15 protein-coding genes are annotated in these 18,433 nt (G+C 53.3%); 5 read left to right on the plus strand and 10 right to left on the minus strand.

The window, feature by feature from the left end:
- The 3 genes from KO1_RS19485 to citB all read left to right on the plus strand — a co-directional run.
- The coding region (locus tag KO1_RS19485) for a sodium ion-translocating decarboxylase subunit beta (protein WP_148719764.1) at positions 1–457 on the plus strand (457 nt) is incomplete at its 5' end.
- A 424-nt stretch (positions 458–881) separates the two neighbouring features.
- Complete coding sequence (gene citA / locus KO1_RS19490) at positions 882–2,510, plus strand: citrate sensor histidine kinase CitA (protein WP_004108293.1); 1,629 nt, start codon at positions 882–884, stop codon at positions 2,508–2,510.
- Entirely contained in the window at positions 2,503–3,201 is a 699-nt protein-coding gene (citB, locus tag KO1_RS19495) for a citrate response regulator transcription factor CitB (protein ID WP_004108295.1), read from the plus strand. Before citA ends, citB begins: the two co-directional genes overlap by 8 nt.
- Positions 3,202–3,246: 45 nt before the next feature.
- On the opposite strand, the gene KO1_RS19500 is transcribed toward citB, so the two are convergent.
- On the minus strand, positions 3,247–3,876 hold the full coding sequence (locus KO1_RS19500; protein WP_004108297.1) for an alanyl-tRNA editing protein: 630 nt from the start codon (positions 3,874–3,876) through the stop codon (positions 3,247–3,249).
- A 92-nt stretch (positions 3,877–3,968) separates the two neighbouring features.
- On the opposite strand from KO1_RS19500, the gene KO1_RS19505 reads away from it, so the two are divergent.
- A complete protein-coding gene (locus KO1_RS19505; RefSeq protein WP_004110488.1) occupies positions 3,969–4,922 on the plus strand; it encodes a LysR family transcriptional regulator in 954 nt (317 codons plus the stop codon).
- 55 nt (positions 4,923–4,977) lie between these two features.
- Here KO1_RS19505 and KO1_RS19510 read toward each other — a convergent pair whose 3' ends face one another.
- From KO1_RS19510 to KO1_RS19525, 4 genes are all read right to left on the minus strand, one after another.
- The gene (locus KO1_RS19510; RefSeq protein ID WP_024273716.1) at positions 4,978–7,266 is read right to left on the minus strand and encodes a hydratase; all 2,289 of its coding nucleotides are present in this window, start codon (positions 7,264–7,266) and stop codon (positions 4,978–4,980) included.
- Between the two features lie 70 nt (positions 7,267–7,336).
- Positions 7,337–8,596 carry an SLC13 family permease gene (locus KO1_RS19515; protein WP_024273715.1) on the minus strand — a complete coding sequence of 420 codons (1,260 nt, stop codon included), beginning with the start codon at positions 8,594–8,596 and terminating at the stop codon, positions 7,337–7,339.
- 183 nt (positions 8,597–8,779) lie between these two features.
- On the minus strand, positions 8,780–10,213 hold the full coding sequence (locus KO1_RS19520) for an anion permease (RefSeq protein ID WP_004108306.1): 1,434 nt from the start codon (positions 10,211–10,213) through the stop codon (positions 8,780–8,782).
- Between the two features lie 107 nt (positions 10,214–10,320).
- Positions 10,321–11,376, minus strand: coding sequence for a 4-oxalomesaconate tautomerase (locus KO1_RS19525; RefSeq protein WP_004108309.1), 1,056 nt, complete (start codon positions 11,374–11,376; stop codon positions 10,321–10,323).
- 279 nt (positions 11,377–11,655) lie between these two features.
- Between KO1_RS19525 and KO1_RS19530 the strand changes: the two genes are divergently transcribed.
- Positions 11,656–12,591: a LysR family transcriptional regulator gene (locus tag KO1_RS19530; protein ID WP_064407090.1), complete on the plus strand. Its 936-nt coding sequence runs from the start codon at positions 11,656–11,658 to the stop codon at positions 12,589–12,591.
- Between the two features lie 28 nt (positions 12,592–12,619).
- On the opposite strand, the gene rihC is transcribed toward KO1_RS19530, so the two are convergent.
- The 5 genes from rihC to ileS form a co-directional block, all read right to left on the minus strand.
- Positions 12,620–13,534, minus strand: a complete 915-nt coding sequence (rihC, locus tag KO1_RS19535; RefSeq protein ID WP_024273714.1) for a ribonucleoside hydrolase RihC — start codon at positions 13,532–13,534, stop codon at positions 12,620–12,622.
- A gap of 65 nt (positions 13,535–13,599) precedes the next feature.
- On the minus strand, positions 13,600–14,550 hold the full coding sequence (gene ispH, locus KO1_RS19540; RefSeq protein WP_004108315.1) for a 4-hydroxy-3-methylbut-2-enyl diphosphate reductase: 951 nt from the start codon (positions 14,548–14,550) through the stop codon (positions 13,600–13,602).
- A 1-nt stretch (position 14,551) separates the two neighbouring features.
- On the minus strand, positions 14,552–15,001 hold the full coding sequence (gene fkpB / locus KO1_RS19545; RefSeq protein WP_004098486.1) for an FKBP-type peptidyl-prolyl cis-trans isomerase: 450 nt from the start codon (positions 14,999–15,001) through the stop codon (positions 14,552–14,554).
- Between the two features lie 97 nt (positions 15,002–15,098).
- Complete coding sequence (lspA, locus tag KO1_RS19550; protein ID WP_004108317.1) at positions 15,099–15,599, minus strand: signal peptidase II; 501 nt, start codon at positions 15,597–15,599, stop codon at positions 15,099–15,101.
- The gene (ileS, locus tag KO1_RS19555) at positions 15,599–18,415 is read right to left on the minus strand and encodes an isoleucine--tRNA ligase (RefSeq protein ID WP_024273713.1); all 2,817 of its coding nucleotides are present in this window, start codon (positions 18,413–18,415) and stop codon (positions 15,599–15,601) included. The genes lspA and ileS overlap by 1 nt, the downstream gene beginning before the upstream one ends.
- Between the last annotated feature and the right edge of the window lie 18 nt (positions 18,416–18,433).

Consider the following 18,433-nt stretch of genomic DNA (forward strand, 5'->3'; position numbering starts at 1 on the left):
CGCAGCGCCGCTGCTGGGGATGTTCTGCTTCGGCAACCTGATGCGCGAGAGCGGGGTGGTGGAGCGCCTGAGCGACACGGTACAGAACGGGCTGATAAATATCGTGACGATATTCCTCGGATTATCGGTGGGGGCCAAGCTGGTGGCGGACAAGTTCCTGCAGCCGCAGACGCTGGGGATACTGGTGCTGGGAGTGATAGCGTTCTGCGTGGGTACGGCGGCGGGCGTGCTGATGGCGAAGCTGCTGAACCTGTGCAGCCGGCACAAAATCAACCCGCTGATTGGCTCCGCCGGGGTGTCGGCGGTGCCGATGGCGGCAAGGGTGTCGAACAGGGTGGGGCTGGAGTCGGACGCGCAGAACTTCCTGCTGATGCACGCGATGGGGCCGAACGTGGCGGGGGTGATTGGCTCGGCGATTGCCGCCGGGGTGATGCTCAAGTACGTGCTGGCGATGTGAATCGTTACCTTTCCCCGGATTGCGCCGTAAACGGCTTATCCGGGCTACCGGCCCGCAGACGGCTGTAAACCCGTAGCCCGGGGTAAGGCGTCAGCCGCGACCCGGGGATTCTCCCGGAGGCGGCGCTTAACGCGCCTTGTCCGGGCTACCGGATCGCAGACGGCTGTAAACCCGTAGCCCGGGTAAGGCGTCAGCCGCAACCCGGGGATTCTCCCGGAGGCGGCGCTTAACGCGCCTTGTCCGGGCTACCGGATCGCAGACGGCTGTAAACCCGTAGCCCGGGTAAGGCATCAACCGCAAGCCCGGGATACGTAAAACGTCGTATTCCATCTGGATGTGTTCTGAAATCCATAAAACTGTGGGCCGATTCCGCGCCGTCGGTCGCTAAAAAAGAGAAAATGGCCTTTTGATGTCAATTCGCCCAATGTTTAGCCGAAAAATCACGCACTGGTTTGCCCGACGTTCGTTCCAGAACCGCATCTTCCTGTTGATCCTGTTTACCTCGACAATAGTGATGCTGGCGATGTCATGGTATCTCACCAGCATCACGGAAGAGCGTCTGCATTATCAGGTCGGCCAGCGCGCGCTGATCCAGGCGATGCAGATCTCCGCCATGCCTGAGCTGGTAGAGGCGGTCGAAAAGCACGATCTGGCGCGAATTAAAGCGCTTATCGACCCCATGCGATCGTTTTCCGATGCCACCTACATCACCGTCGGTGATGCAAAAGGCCAGCGTCTGTATCACGTGAATCCGGATGAGATCGGTAAATATATGGAAGGCGGAGACAGCGACGAAGCGCTGTATAACGCTAAAAGCTACGTGTCGGTGCGTAAAGGATCGCTCGGCTCTTCATTGCGCGGTAAGTCGCCGATCCAGGACAGCACCGGGAAAGTGATCGGCATCGTCTCGGTGGGCTACACCATCGAACAGTTAGAGAACTGGCTGAGTCTGCAAATCGGATCGCTGATGATCCCGATGGCAATCATGCTGCTCCTGCTGCTCTACTGCGCCCGACGCTTCTCGCTGCATATCAAAAAACAGATGCTGAATATGGAGCCGCAGCAGCTATCACAGCTGCTTATCCAGCAAAGCGTCTTGTTTGAATCGGTCTTCGAGGGACTGATAGCCATTGACTCTCACTACCGAATTACCGCCATCAACCAAACCGCAAGGAGATTATTAAACCTCAGCCAGCCGGAAACTATCCTGATTGGCAAAAGCATCAGCAGCGTGATCTCTCAGGAGACGTTCTTTTATGACGCGCCGCAGACAAATAAAAAAGACGAAATTGTCACCTTTAATCAGATCAAAGTGATCGCCAGCCGCATGGCCGTCACGCTCAATAGCGAGCCCCAGGGATGGGTCATTAGCTTTCGTAGTAAAGACGATATCAACACCCTGAGCCTGCAGCTCAGCCAGGTCCAGCAGTATGCGGATAACCTTCGCGCCGTGCAGCACGAGCACCGCAATTTGATCTCCACCATTGCCGGGCTACTGTTTTTGAAACGCTACGATAACGCGCTGGATCTCATTCAGCAGCAGTCTGAAAGCCACCAGAAAGTTCTCGATTTTATCGCCCGTAATTTTAAAGTGAACCATCTTGCCGGGCTGCTGATCGGCAAATATTACCGCGCCAAAGAGCTCGGATTAGAGCTGGTCTTCGATCCCGCCTGTCACGTGGAAACCCTCCCCTCATCGCTTTCGCATAATGAGTGGATCTCGATCGTCGGTAACCTGCTGGACAATGCCTACAATGCCGCCTTACGTCAGCCGGCAGGATCGAAGCAGATCGAGTGCCTGATCAACAGCGAGGGCGGCGAAGCGATCGTCGAGATCGCCGACCAGGGCTGCGGAATTGATGAATCGCTGCGCGATCGTATTTTTGAGCGCGGCGTCACCAGCAGCGACAGCGGCGATCACGGTATCGGGCTATGGCTGGTACGCAGCTACGTCGAGCAGGCGGGCGGCAATATCGTCGTCGACGACAACATCCCTTTTGGCACTATTTTTACTCTTTATATCCCCCTGACCCGAGATGAACACCATGGATAGCATCACAACTCTCATCGTTGAAGACGAACCTATGCTGGCGGAAATTCTGGTGGATACCATCAAGCAATTTCCCCAGTTCGAAGTCATTGGCATTGCGGATAAGCTGGAAAGCGCAAAAAAAATGCTTCGTCTCTATCAGCCCCAGCTGATTCTGTTGGATAACTTTTTGCCCGATGGCAAAGGCCTCGATTTGATCCGTCACGCCGTCAATATCAATTATAAAGGACGTATCATTTTCATCACCGCCGACAACCATATGGATACCATCAGCGAAGCCCTGCGGATGGGCGTTTTCGATTATTTGATTAAGCCGGTTCACTATCAGCGATTGCAGCATACGCTCGAGCGTTTTGCCCGCTATCGCAGCTCCCTGCGCTCGAGCGAGCAGGCGAGCCAGACCCACGTTGACGCCCTTTTCAATATCCAGGCCAAAGAGCACGCGGAAGCCGCCGGCACCGCTCTGCGCGGAATCGATGAAAGCACCTTTAACCGCGTATTACAGCTCTTCACCGACCCGGGGATCGTCCATACCGCAGACTCCCTTGCGCGTATCCTCGGCAGCAGCAAAACCACTGCCCGCCGCTACCTGGAGCAAGGGGTCAAAAACGATTTTCTTGAGGCCGAAATAAGCTACGGTAAAGTCGGCAGACCGGAGCGGATTTATCACGGCAAAAATAGTGAGCACGTTTAAGGATCGCGGAGATGCTTTGTTTAGCATGCATCTCCTTTTATTCGTTTACGCTATAGCGTAGCTAACAATCATCTGGCCTTTTTTCATCTTCACCTGGGTAATGACGACCTCTCCCAGTTCTGACAGGCTGGCCACGTGCGTGCCGCCGCAGGGATAGCTCGGCATATCGCCGAACCCGACCTTGCGCAGACCTTCGGCAAAAGAGATCCGACGCGGTAAATCCTCCGCCTGCCATCCTTCGATCTGCGCCAGCAGGGCGCTGGCTTCGGGCAGTGACGCGTTCGTCCCGGCGGCAAAGGTGATGCGCCCTTCTCCCGGCCAGTGATGCGCCTTAATCGGCCGCCAGCCAAAGCGCTCTCCGGCCTGGCCAATCAGGTGCCCGGCGGAATGTAGCCGAGCGTGCAGCCGTCTTGCGTCCGCGTCCACCCGGATCGCCACCTCGCCGGAGGGTAGCGGCTGCGCAACAATATGCACGATGCTCTCGCCGCGCGCGGCAACGCTCTCGACCGCAAGCTCGCCAATCCAGCCGCGATCCGCTGGCTGTCCTCCGCCCTGCGGATGAAACAGCGTGCGGTCCAGCTCAATGGCATAGCGGCCATCGGCTTCGCCCAGGCAGTTGACGACTCGCGCAGGGCATTCAGTGGCATCGCTGGTGTAATAAAGTCGTTCAGTCATGGTTGTCCTCCCCTCAGTCAGGACAGTATATTGATATTAACGACAGCGATAATCCCGCCGATCATCAATGCAATTTTGCTCTGGAAGCACAAATGAATCTGAACTTACTGCCCGATCTCGCCCTGTTCGTGCAGATTGTCGATCAGGGCAGCTTTTCCGCCGTCGCGCGCCAGACAGGCGCGACGCCTTCCGCCATTAGCCGCAGCGTCTCGCGGCTGGAGCAGGAAATGGGCTGCAAGCTGCTGCATCGCACCACGCGCAAGCTGCGCCTTAGCGATGCCGGGAAAACGGTGTATGAACATGCGCTGGAGATGCTGGACTCGGCGCGTCTGGCCATGGATTCCGCCGGCAGCGCCCAGGCGGTGCCGCAGGGTAAGCTCACGCTAAGCGTGCCGAAAGCCGTGGGACGGTTTGTCATTCATCCGCTGATGCTGGAGTTTTTTAGCCGCTACCCGAAGATCGACGTCTGTCTGCGCCTTGAAGATCGGGTTCTCGATTTTATCGATGACGGTATCGATCTGGCGCTGCGCATCACCCATACGCCCTCGCCGGGGCTGCACGGTAAGCCTTTGCTGTCCGTCAGCCATATCGTCTGTGCGACGCCCGGCTACCTGGCGCAATATGGCAGACCGCGAACGCCGCAGGATCTGCGCGAACATAGCTGTATCAGCCTTGGGGAAACGCCCGCCGATTCGCGCTGGAAGTTTCGCCGCGACGGCAAAACGGAGACTATCCAGACCCACGGTCGTTACGCGGCAAACCACACCGCCGTACGCCTTGATGCCGTGAAGCAAAATCTGGGTATCGGCAGCCTGCCGTTGTTTACCGCCCGTGAGGCGCTGGCGAACGGCGAGATTGTGCAGGTTTTACCGGAATGGGAGTTTATCAGTCGCTATTCCGGCCAGCTCTGGCTACTGTGGTCGGGCAATAAGCACATGCCCGCCAGAATGCGGGCAATGATTGATTATCTTAGCGAGAAGATGAAGCCGACTGCAGGCAGCACAGCCATAGCGCAACGTTCGAAAATCACGGATAAGCCGCTATGAATAAAAACGGGGATGCTATATCACCCCCGTTTATTACCTTAATGAGGACTATCGTTTACTGATGGTGGGAAGTTAAGCGTGATTTATTATAATTAATCAGGCTTCCTGCCTTAATAATCTCCCGCTCTGATGAGGTCAGGCCCTCCATGTAAAGCGCGATCTCTTTTATGGGGCGCTCGCGGCTAATGACAAACGCGGTAATATGACCCAGCTCGCTGTCTAAGGCGGATTTTATGCCCGGAATAAAGATAAAATCCCCCACTTCAAATTCGGGTAAGGCTTTCATTTGCAGCGGCAGCATTCCCCAGTTAATCACATTCGAACGATAACGTTTCGTGGCGTATTCCTGCGCAATATTTGCCAGCCCCCCCAGCACGCGCTGGCAGCTGGCCGCTTGTTCTCGTGCTGAACCATCGCCCGGTTTTATCGCATAAACCATACTACCTATTTCCGTCTGCTGCAGGGTGACGCCCTCCTGTCCCGGCAGCTGGCGGATTTGGGTAAAGATGTCCTCAAGTTCAGGATGCAGCCTGCAAGGATTGTCCCCCGCGACGCGCAATTGTTCCAGAGCGGCAATCTCCTTACTGCGGCCAACATAGCCCGGATCGCGCCGTGAGAGGGTAAACTCCGCCAGTCCTGAGGGGTTAGAGCGAAATGATGAGGTTTCTCCCGATGGGATAAGCTCGTCAGTAGTCGTCACCGGATCCATGATTTTAGAGGTAACGTTTAAGAGAATATTTTCCGTTAACTCACTCATTTCCGGCCAGTCTTTTATATTGGGTCCATAAATCAGCGATTGCTGGGATGCGCCTTTAATAAAGCCTTGATAGACACGGTTTTTATAGGGTGAAGCGTCAAATTCATATTGCGGTATGTTCTCCCAGCAATCGAGCTCTGACGCCGAGGTCAGAATACCACCGTTGGCAGCCGTCGCCGCAATTGAGCGGGCATCCATCAGCGCGACAGCCGACATTTGCCCATTTCCGGGTTTTGAACCTTCCCGGTTTGGGAAATTGCGCGTTGTATGGCGAATGCTCAATCCATTATGCATAGGCGTGTCGCCTGCGCCAAAGCAGGGCCCACAAAATGCGGTACGCATAATCGCGCCAGCGCTTAATAAATCGGTCGTTATCCCTTTTTTGGTCAGATCCATCAGCACCGGCTGGGATGAGGGATATATCGAGAGAGAGAAAACGTTGTCGCCGCAGGAGTGATTCTTTAAGGCATTTGCCGCTTCAACTACGTTGACGTAATTTCCGCCGGCACAACCGGCAATAATTCCCTGCTGGATCCGGAGCTTACCCTTTTCGACTTTATCCAGCAGGGAGAGTTTTGCGCGCCCAAGCGAAATTTTTTCGGATTCCATTTCGACTTCATGCAAAATATCCGGCAAGTTCTCCTTCAGCGTATCAATTTCATAGACGTTGGCGGGATGAAAAGGTAAGGCGATCATCGGTTTGATAGCGCTTAAATTGACTTCTATACAACCATCGTAATAAGCCATATCGGATGCTGAGAGCGAACAATAGTCTTGCTCCCTGCCATGAACGCGCAAGTAGCTTCGAGTCTCTTCATCGGTTTGCCAGATAGACGATAAGCAGGTGGTCTCCGTCGTCATGACATCAACACTGTTGCGGAAATCGGTAGACATTGTCGCCACCCCCGGTCCCACAAACTCCATTATCTTGTTTTTCACATAACCGCGCCGGAACACCGCGCCAATTATCGCCAGGGCAATATCCTGAGGCCCCACGCCAGGGCTGGGTTTACCTGTCAAATACACCGCAACAACCTCGGGATAATCAATATCCCAGGTCCCTCCCAGCAGTTGCTTAACTAACTCGCCGCCCCCCTCGCCGACGGCCATCGTCCCTAAAGCGCCATAGCGGGTATGGCTGTCCGAGCCCAGCACCATCTTGCCACCGCCGGCCATCATCTCGCGCATATATTGATGAATAACGGAAATATGCGGCGGAACATAAATCCCGCCGTACTTTCTGGCCGAAGATAAACCGAATATATGATCATCACTATTAATGGTACCGCCGACCGCACATAGCGAATTATGACAATTAGTTAATACGTAAGGCAGTGGAAAACGCTGCATTCCAGACGCTTTAGCGGTTTGGATTATCCCCACAAATGTAATATCGTGTGAGGCCATACAATCAAATTTTATTTTTAACTTGCGGTGATCGCCTGAAGTATTATGGGCAGAGAGGATCGACCACGAAATCGTGCCTTTACGCGCCTCCTGCTTGTCCACCGGGAAGGAAGGATGACCAACAGGGATAATACCATGCTGGTGTGATATACATACTCCATGGTCATACAGTTTTATCATGACATATATCCTTATATAAAAAACAAGGTCTGACAGAATAGCAACACTTTTTAATCACTACCGTTATCGGCTAATAAAATGGAAAAAACACAGGCAATAAAATAAAGCTGACGATTACCGATATAACAATAAGCGGCAATCCGGTTTTAACGTAATCAATAAACTTATAGCCACCCGCAGAAAAAATCATCATATTGGCGGGCGTACCCACAGGGGTTGCATACGCACACGAGCAGCCAATAACTATAGCCATTAATACCGCCCGGGGATCGGCCCCCATCGAATGCGCAATAGATAGACCAATCGGCATTAATAAAGAGGCGGTTGCCGTATTGGACATGAAGTTTGTTAACACACAGGAGATGAGCAATACCGCGCTTAAAAGTAAGAAGGGGGAAGCGTGATTACCCAGTTGTTCAATCATTGCACGCGCCATGATCGCACCAGCGCCGGTGGTTTCCAGCGCTTTTGCTAATGCCAGCGTTCCGCCGAACAGGAAAATGGTCTGTGAATCAATGGCCTGGTATGCCTGTTTTTCAGTAATCACCCGGGTGACAATCAGCGTTAAAGCGCCAATTGAGCCAACAATAGCAATCGGCAATCCAATCTGTTCTTCGAAAATCATGCCGGATACGGTTGCGATTAGTACCGACAGCGCAATCACCTGCTTGTATTTCGGGCACGCTATCTTGCGCATACTTTCAGTGCGTTGCTGGTGTAGCGTACTTTTTTGCGGTAATAGTCGGTAGCCTATCGTGACAAAATAGAGAATACCGCAAGCCAGCATCGGAATACCCAGCTTAGCATATTCAAAAAAACCAAAACGTTGGCCAACCTGCTCCAGCGCCGACTGTGCAATCAGATTTCCTGGGGAACCGATAAGCGACAAATTTCCCCCCAACGCAGAGGCAAAGGCCAGGGGCATAAGCAGACGTGACTGGGCATAACCTGATTTTATCGCTGCGCCGATCACAACAGGTATTAACACTGCAGCCGTTCCGGTATTCGATAAAAATCCAGAAAGGGTCCCACACACTAACATAATAATGACTATCAGCTGTTTTTCTGTACGCGCATAGCGTGTCACGATACCGCCAATTTTATCGGTTACGCCGGTTTCGAATAAAGCCCCGCCTACCACAAACATAGCCACAAATAAAATAACATTCTGATTAATAAAACCTGCAAAAGCAGTTTTGACATCGAAGACCCCGGTGACAACCAGAGTAATACAAACAATCATGGCAGTTACAGCTAATGGTATTTTTTCCCAAACGAACATGACGATCGAAAAAACCAATAGCGACAACGTAATCGTAACTGGAGACATAAATATATTGCACCTCACCTTGTTAAAGGTCATATAATAATATTTGCGATCATGTGAGTTTTTTCATACTTAAATCATTAAACTCCAGGTAAGATAATAACCACATGGCAATGGCATCATCTACAATTGTCCTGGGCATCAACCGATGCCCAGAGATTCACGACATTCTTTCTCAGTAACGACTTAAATCATCCCGGATGATATGAGTATTTCCCACCACCATACCCCGAGGGTGATGTGCAAGAGGAATGTCAGTACCGCCAGTATTCCACCTATAATCCACCAGGATTTGATATCGTTATAACCCACACCAAAAATAACTGGTCCCGCCGCGCCACCATAGTGAGTGACCATTCCGCCATAAGAATTGCTGAATAATAGCGCGAGTGCGGTGAGGGTTATCGGTGCACCAGATACATTCGCCAGCATGGCAAAGACCGGAACCATAGCGACGATATAAGCGCTTCCCGAGGCGAAGAAATAACGAACCAGTATGCTCAAGGCGACAATAACAATAAAGGCTATATTACCGTGACCATCAAATGAAATATTATTTTTTAATAAATCAGCCAGCCACACGAAAAAGCCAACTTTTGATAATAACGAGCTTAAGCCAATAATCCCACCGTACCAAATGAGCGTATTCCAGCCGCCTTTATTTTTTATCACATCATCCCAGGTTACGATTTTCAGCACTAACATCAAGGCCATGACGCAGATAGCAACGGTTGACTCATTAACCCCCAGGGCGCTGCTGAACACCCAACCGCCCAGTGCCAGAACAAAGAGGCAAGAGAGCATCTTTTCACGCAGGGTCATGGGTCCCAAAGCTTCGATGCCCGTTTTGGCGATCTTTTTATTATCAACCCGCTTTAATTCCGGCGGATAAAGCTTGTAGGTAATCAGCGGCGTCAGCAGCAGCATAATGATACCAGGTAATCCTGCGGCCAGCGCCCAGCCACCCCAGCTTAATTTGATGTGGCAGATATCTTCAATCATCTTCAGCGCAAGAATATTGCCGGCCATTGCGGTAAAGAACATATAGCTGGTTGTTTTCGTCACCATATAGATGTTCAACATAAGATAGTGACCAACTCGCTTTGCGCTGTGCTCCGGCTCCGAGCCAAGGGCGACTGCGACGCTATTAATGATCGGTAAAACAATCCCCCCAGCACGTGCTGTATTCGATGGCGTTGCGGGGGCCAGGATCAGGTCAAGGAAGGCGGTTACATAGCCAAGGCCCAACGTTGTACTACCAATTTTTCCGATAAGAAAATAAGCAATTCTTTTACCTAGCCCGGTAATAACAAAAGCTGCACTCAGAGTAAATGCGGAGAAAACTAACCAGGTGGTGCCGGATGAATATCCGCTTAATACGCTGGCGGCTTTTACCGAACCATCACCCAGATTGCCGGTGACCACCATTGATGCGGCGACGGCAATCAGCAGTACCACAGGCTCTGAAAAGGGTTTAATGACTAACCCCACAATGGCTGCCAGATAAATGCCTGATAAAACCCAGGCAAGTGTTGATAATCCTTGCGGCGCCGGGAATAAACTCATGAGTAACGGTATTGCTATTATAACCAGCAGCTTCCATAACTTATTCTTTTGCATTTCCATTCCTTAGCTGTACTCAATATTTAAGGATGCTTGTGGAACGCATTCACATAGCTCCCCGCCTCAATCCACGGTAATTTTTCGTTAAGGAGGGGACTCGGTATTTAGTCGGCAATATAAACCGAGCCGGAAAGAATCTTCCGTGCCGTGCGAATAACAGAGGCGCGGATCGCTTCAGGGGCTTCGGTCGTATTACTTAAGTCGACCGCAATACTCCCGCTGGGGTGCTCGATTTTAACGATGCCATCACCAGACAATTTCGTCAGTTCATTAGCAATCGTTCCCGGAATAATACATGCACTCGCCAGGCCGATAGCGCCGGTAATCGCCAACGATTTATGGCAACTGTGGGGCATAAAATATCGAACATTTAAATTTCCGCCGCTAAGCGCAGGAGAAATCAGAACCGGTTTCGGGATAACCATATTTGTCACATCGCCAAATCCCATCGCCTTTCCCGCTTGTCGCCGAATAGACTCCAGCGATTCTAAAAGCGCTGTGTCCCGGTCTAATTCGCAGGCAGATTCATAACCGGTTTTTCCCAGGCTCTGAGCTGGAATCACGACCATCGGCATTGCCATGTCAATACAGGTGACTTGCGCATTATCAAATACGTCCAGCCGATTCCCGGTAGGGAAAAGCTGGCCGGATTTTGCACCCGCAGAATTCAAAAAGGTTAATGCAACCGGTGCGGCACGGCCGGGAACGCCGTCTATCTGCGTATCGCCGTCGTAGATAACCTTTCCCTCAGGCGTTTGAATGTCAGCCTCAATAAAAGTATTGGTGTTCACATTCCTTATGCGCACTCTCGTGACCGGAGAATCCGCTTTAATTAACCCCTGTTCTATTGCGAATCCCCCTACAGCACACAGCATATTTCCGCAGTTCGGCGTGGTATCGACCCGCCGTTCGTTGACGATAACCTGAACAAACAGATAATCAATGTCCGCTTTTTCACTAACAGATCGACTAATAATGGCCACTTTGCTGGTTTGTGGGCTTCCACCGCCAATTCCGTCAATTTCCAGCTCATGGCCCGATCCCATGATGGATAACAGGAAGTCATTACGTTGGTTAATATCCTTTGGTAAATCATCCGCTAATAAAAAGGCGCCTTTGGATGTTCCACCACGCATTAATACACAGGGAATGCTCTTCATAGCAAGTTCCTCACCCGATAAAACATAGAAGAATTAAACGAAATGCCTTGTGAATTTAATTTGCTTTATGCTGTTTAAGTTTTTTATTTACTTAATTCACCTGCTACATCATTCACGTCAGGCATTTTACAAATTCATTCTACTTGCAAGATTTTTACCGGTTGATAAAATTTCGCCATAAGAGTTATTCCTGCCAGGAATTAATAAAAGTGCCATTACCGATTAATAATCACTTGTCATCTACTTAGAGAAACACTTATTAGGCCCTACGGAGCAATAATGAAAAATGAACTATCCGGGATGAAAGCCTTTGTCACCGTTGCAGAGCTAGGCTCTTTTAGTAAAGCCGCCGAACAATTAAATCTTACGCAACCGGCATTAACTAAGAAGATAAAAAAAATAGAGAGTAATCTGGATATTGCGCTGTTCGAACGAACGACGCGAAAGATTGCGCTGACGCAAGCCGGGAAAATGCTTCTCCCAAGAGCTAAATCTTTGATCTCCGGACTTGATGCGGCAATATTTGACCTTAACGATTTAACGTCTCAATTGCATGATACGGTTACGCTATCCTGCATTCCTACTGCCGTATTTTATTTTTTACCGCGCGCTATCGTGCAATTTAATCAAAGTTACCCCAACATCAAAGTACGAATTTATGAACAAGGTATTGAAACCTGTATGGACTCGGTACGAAAAGGCGATGTTGATTTTGGTATAAACATGAACTTCATCACACATCCGGATATCGATTTCATTCCCCTGGTGAACGAGCCTTTTGTTCTGGCCTGCCGGCAAGATCATCCTCTGGCAACCAGGAAACTGGTCGAATGGCGGGAGCTTGTTAGCGAGACGTTAATCGGCGTCAGGAAATCAAGCGGCAATAGACAGTTGATCGAGAAATGCCTGGCGGATAAACCCTGGCAGCTGAGCTGGTTTTATGAAGTCAGACATTTGTCGACCTCGCTCGGCCTTGTCGAAGCAGGCCTCGGAGTCTCCGCACTCCCTTGTCTGGCAATGCCCCACGGAGAGAGCGCCGTGGTGAGCGTCCCGCTTGTGGAGCCGGTCATCAGACGCACGCTGGGTATGATTCGCGTAAAAAACAGGCCTCTTTCCGCAGCGGCAGAGCGCTTAGCTTCCCTGCTACTGATGATGTGGACGGATGAAGCGGGCACGCTCTGGCGCAACGTCGTGGATTCAACGCAGAAAACCTGAAAGCCATGCCGGCCGCTTCATCGCCAGATTAGGGCGCTAAAGCAATCACCTCCGCTGCCCAGCGCTGAAAACCTTCTACATCCAGACCCAGCGCCACCTGCACGTTTGCCGGTTGGCCCAGTTTGCCTTCGATATCGACCACCGTCGTTCCCGAGGTCCAGGTTCCCTGGGTTTCTACCGTCACAAAACAGGGCTTGAGGGTGAAGAGCTGCGGACGAACCAGCCAGGCAATCGCGCACAGGTCATGCATACGCAGGCCGCTGCTCATGCTCCCGCTCCGGTAGTGGCTAAATAGCGCATGCAGCATCTTCCCGGTCTGATTCAGCGTCGGTAGCGTAGCAAGGTAGTCCGGAGCCAGCATCGCCTCGTTGGTGACATCCAGCCCGCACATCACAATCTCCAGCCCGCTCTGGAAAACTTTCGCCGCCGCTTCCGGGTCGATGGCGATATTGAACTCCGCATTCGGCGTAAAGTTACCGCGCCCGGCGGAACCGCCCATGATAACCAGTCGACGGATATTAAAGCGGCATTCGGGATACTGGGTCAGCAGAAGCGCGATATTGGTTAGCGGGCCAATCGCCACCAGGGTCATCGGCTCCGGAGCGTGCATCAGCGCATCGCGGATCGCCTGAAATGCCGGTTTTGCCAGCGGCTGACGGTTATGTTCCACGAAATCGTAGCCTTCCATCCCGGACTCGCCGTGTACGGAGGCGGCGTCGCGCAGCGGGCGGACCAGCGGCATAGAGGCGCCTTGAGCCAACGGAACATCGGCGTTCCAGAAATGCAGGAGCTGCAGGGCGTTGCGGGTGGTTTTCTCCACGGATACGTTCCCCGCTACCGTGGTCATCAGCTGTAGGTCCAGCTCGGGAGCGAACAGCGCCGCGGTAATCGCTGCGGCGTCATCAATGCCGGGATCGGTATCCAGAATGATAGGTAAGCGCATAGTTTCTCCATAAAAAATGCCAGACGTTAAGCCTGGCATCTTCTCATACTGCGGGGAAAAAGAACTTACTCTACTTCACGGACGTCTACGCGCAGCTCTTTCGGCACTTCGAAAACAATGTTCTCTTCACGGCCTTCCAGCGGCACCGCTTCGCCGCCGCCCAGCTCCTGCAAACGCGAAATCACGTTCTGTACCAGAATATCCGGTGCCGATGCGCCTGCGGTTACGCCGACGCAGGTTGCGTCTTTCACCCAGGCTTCCTGGATATCGGTCGCATCATCGATCAGATAGGCAGCTTTCCCCATCCGCTGGGCCAGTTCGGCCAGACGGTTAGAGTTCGAGGAGTTCTTCGACCCCACCACCAGCACTACGTCAGCCTGCCCGGCCAGCGCGCGGACGGCCTCTTGCCGGTTTGTCGTCGCATAGCAGATATCATCTTTGCGCGGCCCGACGATTTTCGGGAACCGTTCGCGCAGGGCGTCAATCACGTCGGAGGTATCATCAACGGAGAGCGTCGTCTGAGTCATAAACGACAGCTTAGCGTCGTTTTTCACATCCAGCTTCCAGACGTCATTCGGCGATTCCACCAGGTACATCCCCCCCTGCGGGTTACTGTACTGGCCCATGGTGCCTTCAACTTCCGGGTGACCGGCGTGACCAATCAGGATCGACTCTTCCCCCCGACGGCTGGCGCGAGCAACTTCCATATGGACTTTGGTCACCAGCGGGCAGGTAGCGTCAAAAACCGTCAGATCGCGGCTTTTCGCCTCGTTGCGTACGGCCTGAGAGACGCCGTGGGCGGAGAAAATCAGGATCGCGCCGTCCGGCACTTCGCTAATCTGCTCGATAAAAATAGCGCCGCGTTGACGCAGGCTGTCGACAACATAGCGGTTGTGCACGACTTCATGACGCACGTAGATCGGCGCGCCATATAGCGTCAGCGCGTTTTCAACAATGCTGATAGCGCGGTCAACGCCTGCGCAGAAGCCGCGCGGGTTAGCCAACAGAATCTGCATGTTACCCCTCCAGCGCCGGATCGATCTCCAGCACTTCAACATCAAAATGAACGGTACGCCCGGCCAGCGGATGGTTGAAATCAACGGTAATCGAATCGCCGTTTACTTCACGGATCACGCCGGGCATTTCGCTGCCATCCATTGCGGTAAAGAGCATAATCGCGCCGACTTCCGGCTCGCCCGCATCAATAAATTCCCGACGCGAGAAATATTGGATCAGGTCCGGGCTCGGTACGCCAAACGCGGCGTCCGGCTCCAGCGAAAAGGTGGTTTTATCCCCCTCTTTTAGCCCCAGCAGATGCTGTTCCAGACCTTCAGACAGGGAAGTATCGCCCAGACGAAAGAGCGCCGGTTTACCGTTGTTGCGGGTTGACTCTGCGGTGGAGCCATCGTCGAGCTTTAAGGTGAAGTGCACCAGCACCGCACTGTTGCTCTGTACTGATTTAGACATGCAGGTTGCTCACTAGTTTTGTCCGGTGACGCTGGCGCTGAACGGGCCTACGGAGAACGTAGACCCGTGCAAACGTCGCGCCGCCCGGCGGGTATTGTTACGCCTGTTTCTTCGCAGCCGCGTTCGGCAAGAAGCCTTCCAGCACAATCAGCGCCGCGCCGATACAGATAGCGGTATCGGCAAGGTTGAAGGTGGCGAAATGCCAGTCCCCGACGTAGAAATCGATCATATCGACGACAAAACCATGCCAAAGCCTGTCGAATAAATTGCCCAACGCGCCGCCAATAATCAGCGCATAGGCAATGTTATTCAGCTTTTGCGTCGCCTTAGAGCGATACATCAGCACCGCAAGGATCACGCAGATACCGATAGCGATACCGGCGAAGAACCAGCGCTGCCAGCCGCCACTGTCGGCGAGGAAGCTAAAGGCCGCGCCATAGTTACGCGCATAATGCAGATTAAGCGATGGGAACAGCGATACCGTATCCCCCAGAGCGAAGTTCTGAAGGATCAGGAATTTGCTGCCTAAATCGATAATCAGCACGGCTACGACGACCCAGAGCCAGCGTAGCCCCGTTGAACTAATCGGTTTACTCATCAGGCAAATTTACGTTTTTCGCCGTCACCGGCGATGTTGCTGACACAGCGTCCGCAGATATCCGCGTGTTCCGCCACCTTGCCGATGTCCGTCGTGTAATGCCAGCAGCGCGGGCACTTATCACCTTCGGCTTTGCTCAGCACGACTTTCAGGCCTTTCAGCAGCTCACTCTGCCATGCGTCGGCCGGAGCCTGCGCATAATCGGCAACTTTCGCCCCTGAGGTCAACAGGACAAATCGCAATTCGTCGCCCAGCGCGTTGAGCTTCGCCGCGAGATCGGCATCGGCATACAGCGTTACCGCCGCTTCCAGAGAGCCACCCACCTGCTTGTCAGCACGCGCCTGTTCGATAACCTTGTTGACTTCGCCGCGCACTTTCAGCAGCTCGTCCCAGAAACCATCGTTCATCGCTTCGTCGTCGGCCAGGCCAAACAGACCGGTGTACCATTCGCCGGTAAAGACGTATTTCTCGCGGTCGCCCGGCAGGTAACCCCAGATTTCGTCAGCGGTAAAGGACATGATCGGCGCCATCCAGCGTACCAGCGCTTCGGCAATGTGGTACAGCGCGGTCTGGCAGCTACGGCGCGCGACGCTGTCCGCCTTGGTGGTGTACTGACGGTCTTTAATGATATCAAGCCAGAACGAACCCATTTCGATGGAGCAGAAGCGCATCAGACGCTGCACGACTTCGTGGAAATCGTAAGATTCATAGGCTTTGACGATATCGTCCTGCGCCGCTTGCGCGCAGCCTACTGCCCAGCGGTCCAGCACGACCATCTCTTCCGGTTTCACCATATCTTTAGCCGGATCGAAACCATTGAGGTTCGCCAGCAGGAAGCGCGCGGTGTTACGGATACGACGATAGCTGTCGGCGGCGCGTTTAAGGATCTCGTCGGAGACCGCCATTTCGCCGGTGTAGTCGGTGGAAGCCACCCACAGACGCAGAATATCCGCGCCCAGTTTGTTCATCACGTCCTGCGGAGAGACGGTGTTGCCGATAGACTTGGACATCTTGCGGCCCTGGCCATCAACGGTAAAGCCGTGGGTCAGCACCTGGCGGTAAGGCGCTTTGCCCTTCATCGCGGTAGAGATCATCAGGGATGACATGAACCAGCCGCGGTGCTGGTCAGAACCTTCGAGATACATATCGGCGGCGTGACCGGCAAATTCCGGACGCACGTCAACAACGGAGGAGTGGGTCGATCCGGAGTCAAACCACACGTCCAGCGTATCCGGCACCTTCTCATAGCTATCGGCATCGGCGCCGAGGATGTCGCGGGAATCGAGATCCCACCACGCCTGAATGCCGTCGATCTCAACGCGTTTCGCCACTTCTTCCATCAGTTCGAGAGTACGCGGATGCAGCTCCTGCGTCTCTTTATGCACGAACAGCGACATCGGTACGCCCCAGGTACGCTGACGGGAAATACACCAGTCAGGACGGTTGGCGACCATCGATTCAATACGCGCCTGGCCCCAGTCAGGGATCCACTGCACGCCTTTGATTTCGGCAAGCGACTGCGCGCGCAGGCCTTTCTGATCCATGCTCACGAACCACTGCGGCGTGGCGCGGAAGATGATCGGCGTTTTGTGACGCCAGCAGCACGGGTAGCTGTGCTGCATTTTCTCTACGTGCAGCAGCGCGCCTTTTTCAGACAGCAGCGCAACGACAATATCGTTGGCTTTAAACACGTTTACGCCATCCAGCGTCGGGTAAGTTCCCGGCAGATAGGCGCCGTCCGGACCCACCGGGTTAGCGACTTCCAGGCCATATTTTTGACCGATGACATAGTCATCCGGGCCGTGGCCTGGCGCGGTATGTACCGCACCGGTACCCGCGTCCAGAGTGACGTGATCGCCCAGGATCGCCGGGACGTCGAAATCGAGGAACGGATGCTTAAAGCGCATCAGCTCCAGCTCGGCGCCGTTTACCACCGCAAGGATGGTGTAATCAGCAATGCCGGCGCGTTTCATGACGCTGTCGACCAGATCTTTCGCCAGGATCAGCGCCTGGCCGTCAACCTGCACCAGCGCATAGTCAAACTCCGGGGACAGGGAGATGGCGCGGTTCGCTGGCAGGGTCCACGGGGTGGTGGTCCAGATAACCAGAGAAACCGGACCGTTAACGTCGGCCACGCCGAATTTCGCCAGCACCGCCGCTTTATCGGTCGCGTGGAACGCCACGTCGATGGACGGAGAAGTTTTGTCGTAATACTCAACTTCCGCTTCCGCCAGCGCGGAACGGCAGTCTACGCACCAGTGCACCGGCTTAGCGCCTTTGTGCAGGTGGCCGTTGCCGATGATTTTACCCAGCGCGCGGATGATGTTGGCTTCCGTTTTGAAGTCCATGGTCAGGTACGGGTGCGACCAGTCGCCGAGCACGCCCAGACGGATAAAGTCTTTGCGCTGCCCGTCAACCTGAGTGGCGGCATATTCGCGGCACTTGGCGCGGAACTCGGCGGCGGTGAATTTCTCGCCCGGCTTGCCGTATTCCTGCTCTACCTTCAGCTCGATTGGCAGACCGTGACAGTCCCAGCCCGGTACGTACGGAGAGTCATAGCCCGCCAGCCCTTTGGACTTAACGATAATGTCTTTCAGAATCTTGTTAACCGAGTGACCAATATGAATGCTGCCATTCGCATAAGGAGGGCCATCATGCAGAATGAAGGTTTTTTTGCCTTTTTTGGCTGCACGAATGATGCCGTACAGGTCATCATCGGTCCAACGCGCCAGCATTCCCGGTTCACGCTTGGCGAGGTCGCCGCGCATCGGGAACCCTGTTTCCGGCAAATTCAGGGTCGATTTATAGTCACTCATCAGATTCTCGGTTCCGTA

Origin of the sequence: Klebsiella oxytoca NBRC 105695 (assembly GCF_001598695.1) — a bacterium.
Taxonomy (GTDB): Bacteria; Pseudomonadota; Gammaproteobacteria; order Enterobacterales; family Enterobacteriaceae; genus Klebsiella; species Klebsiella oxytoca.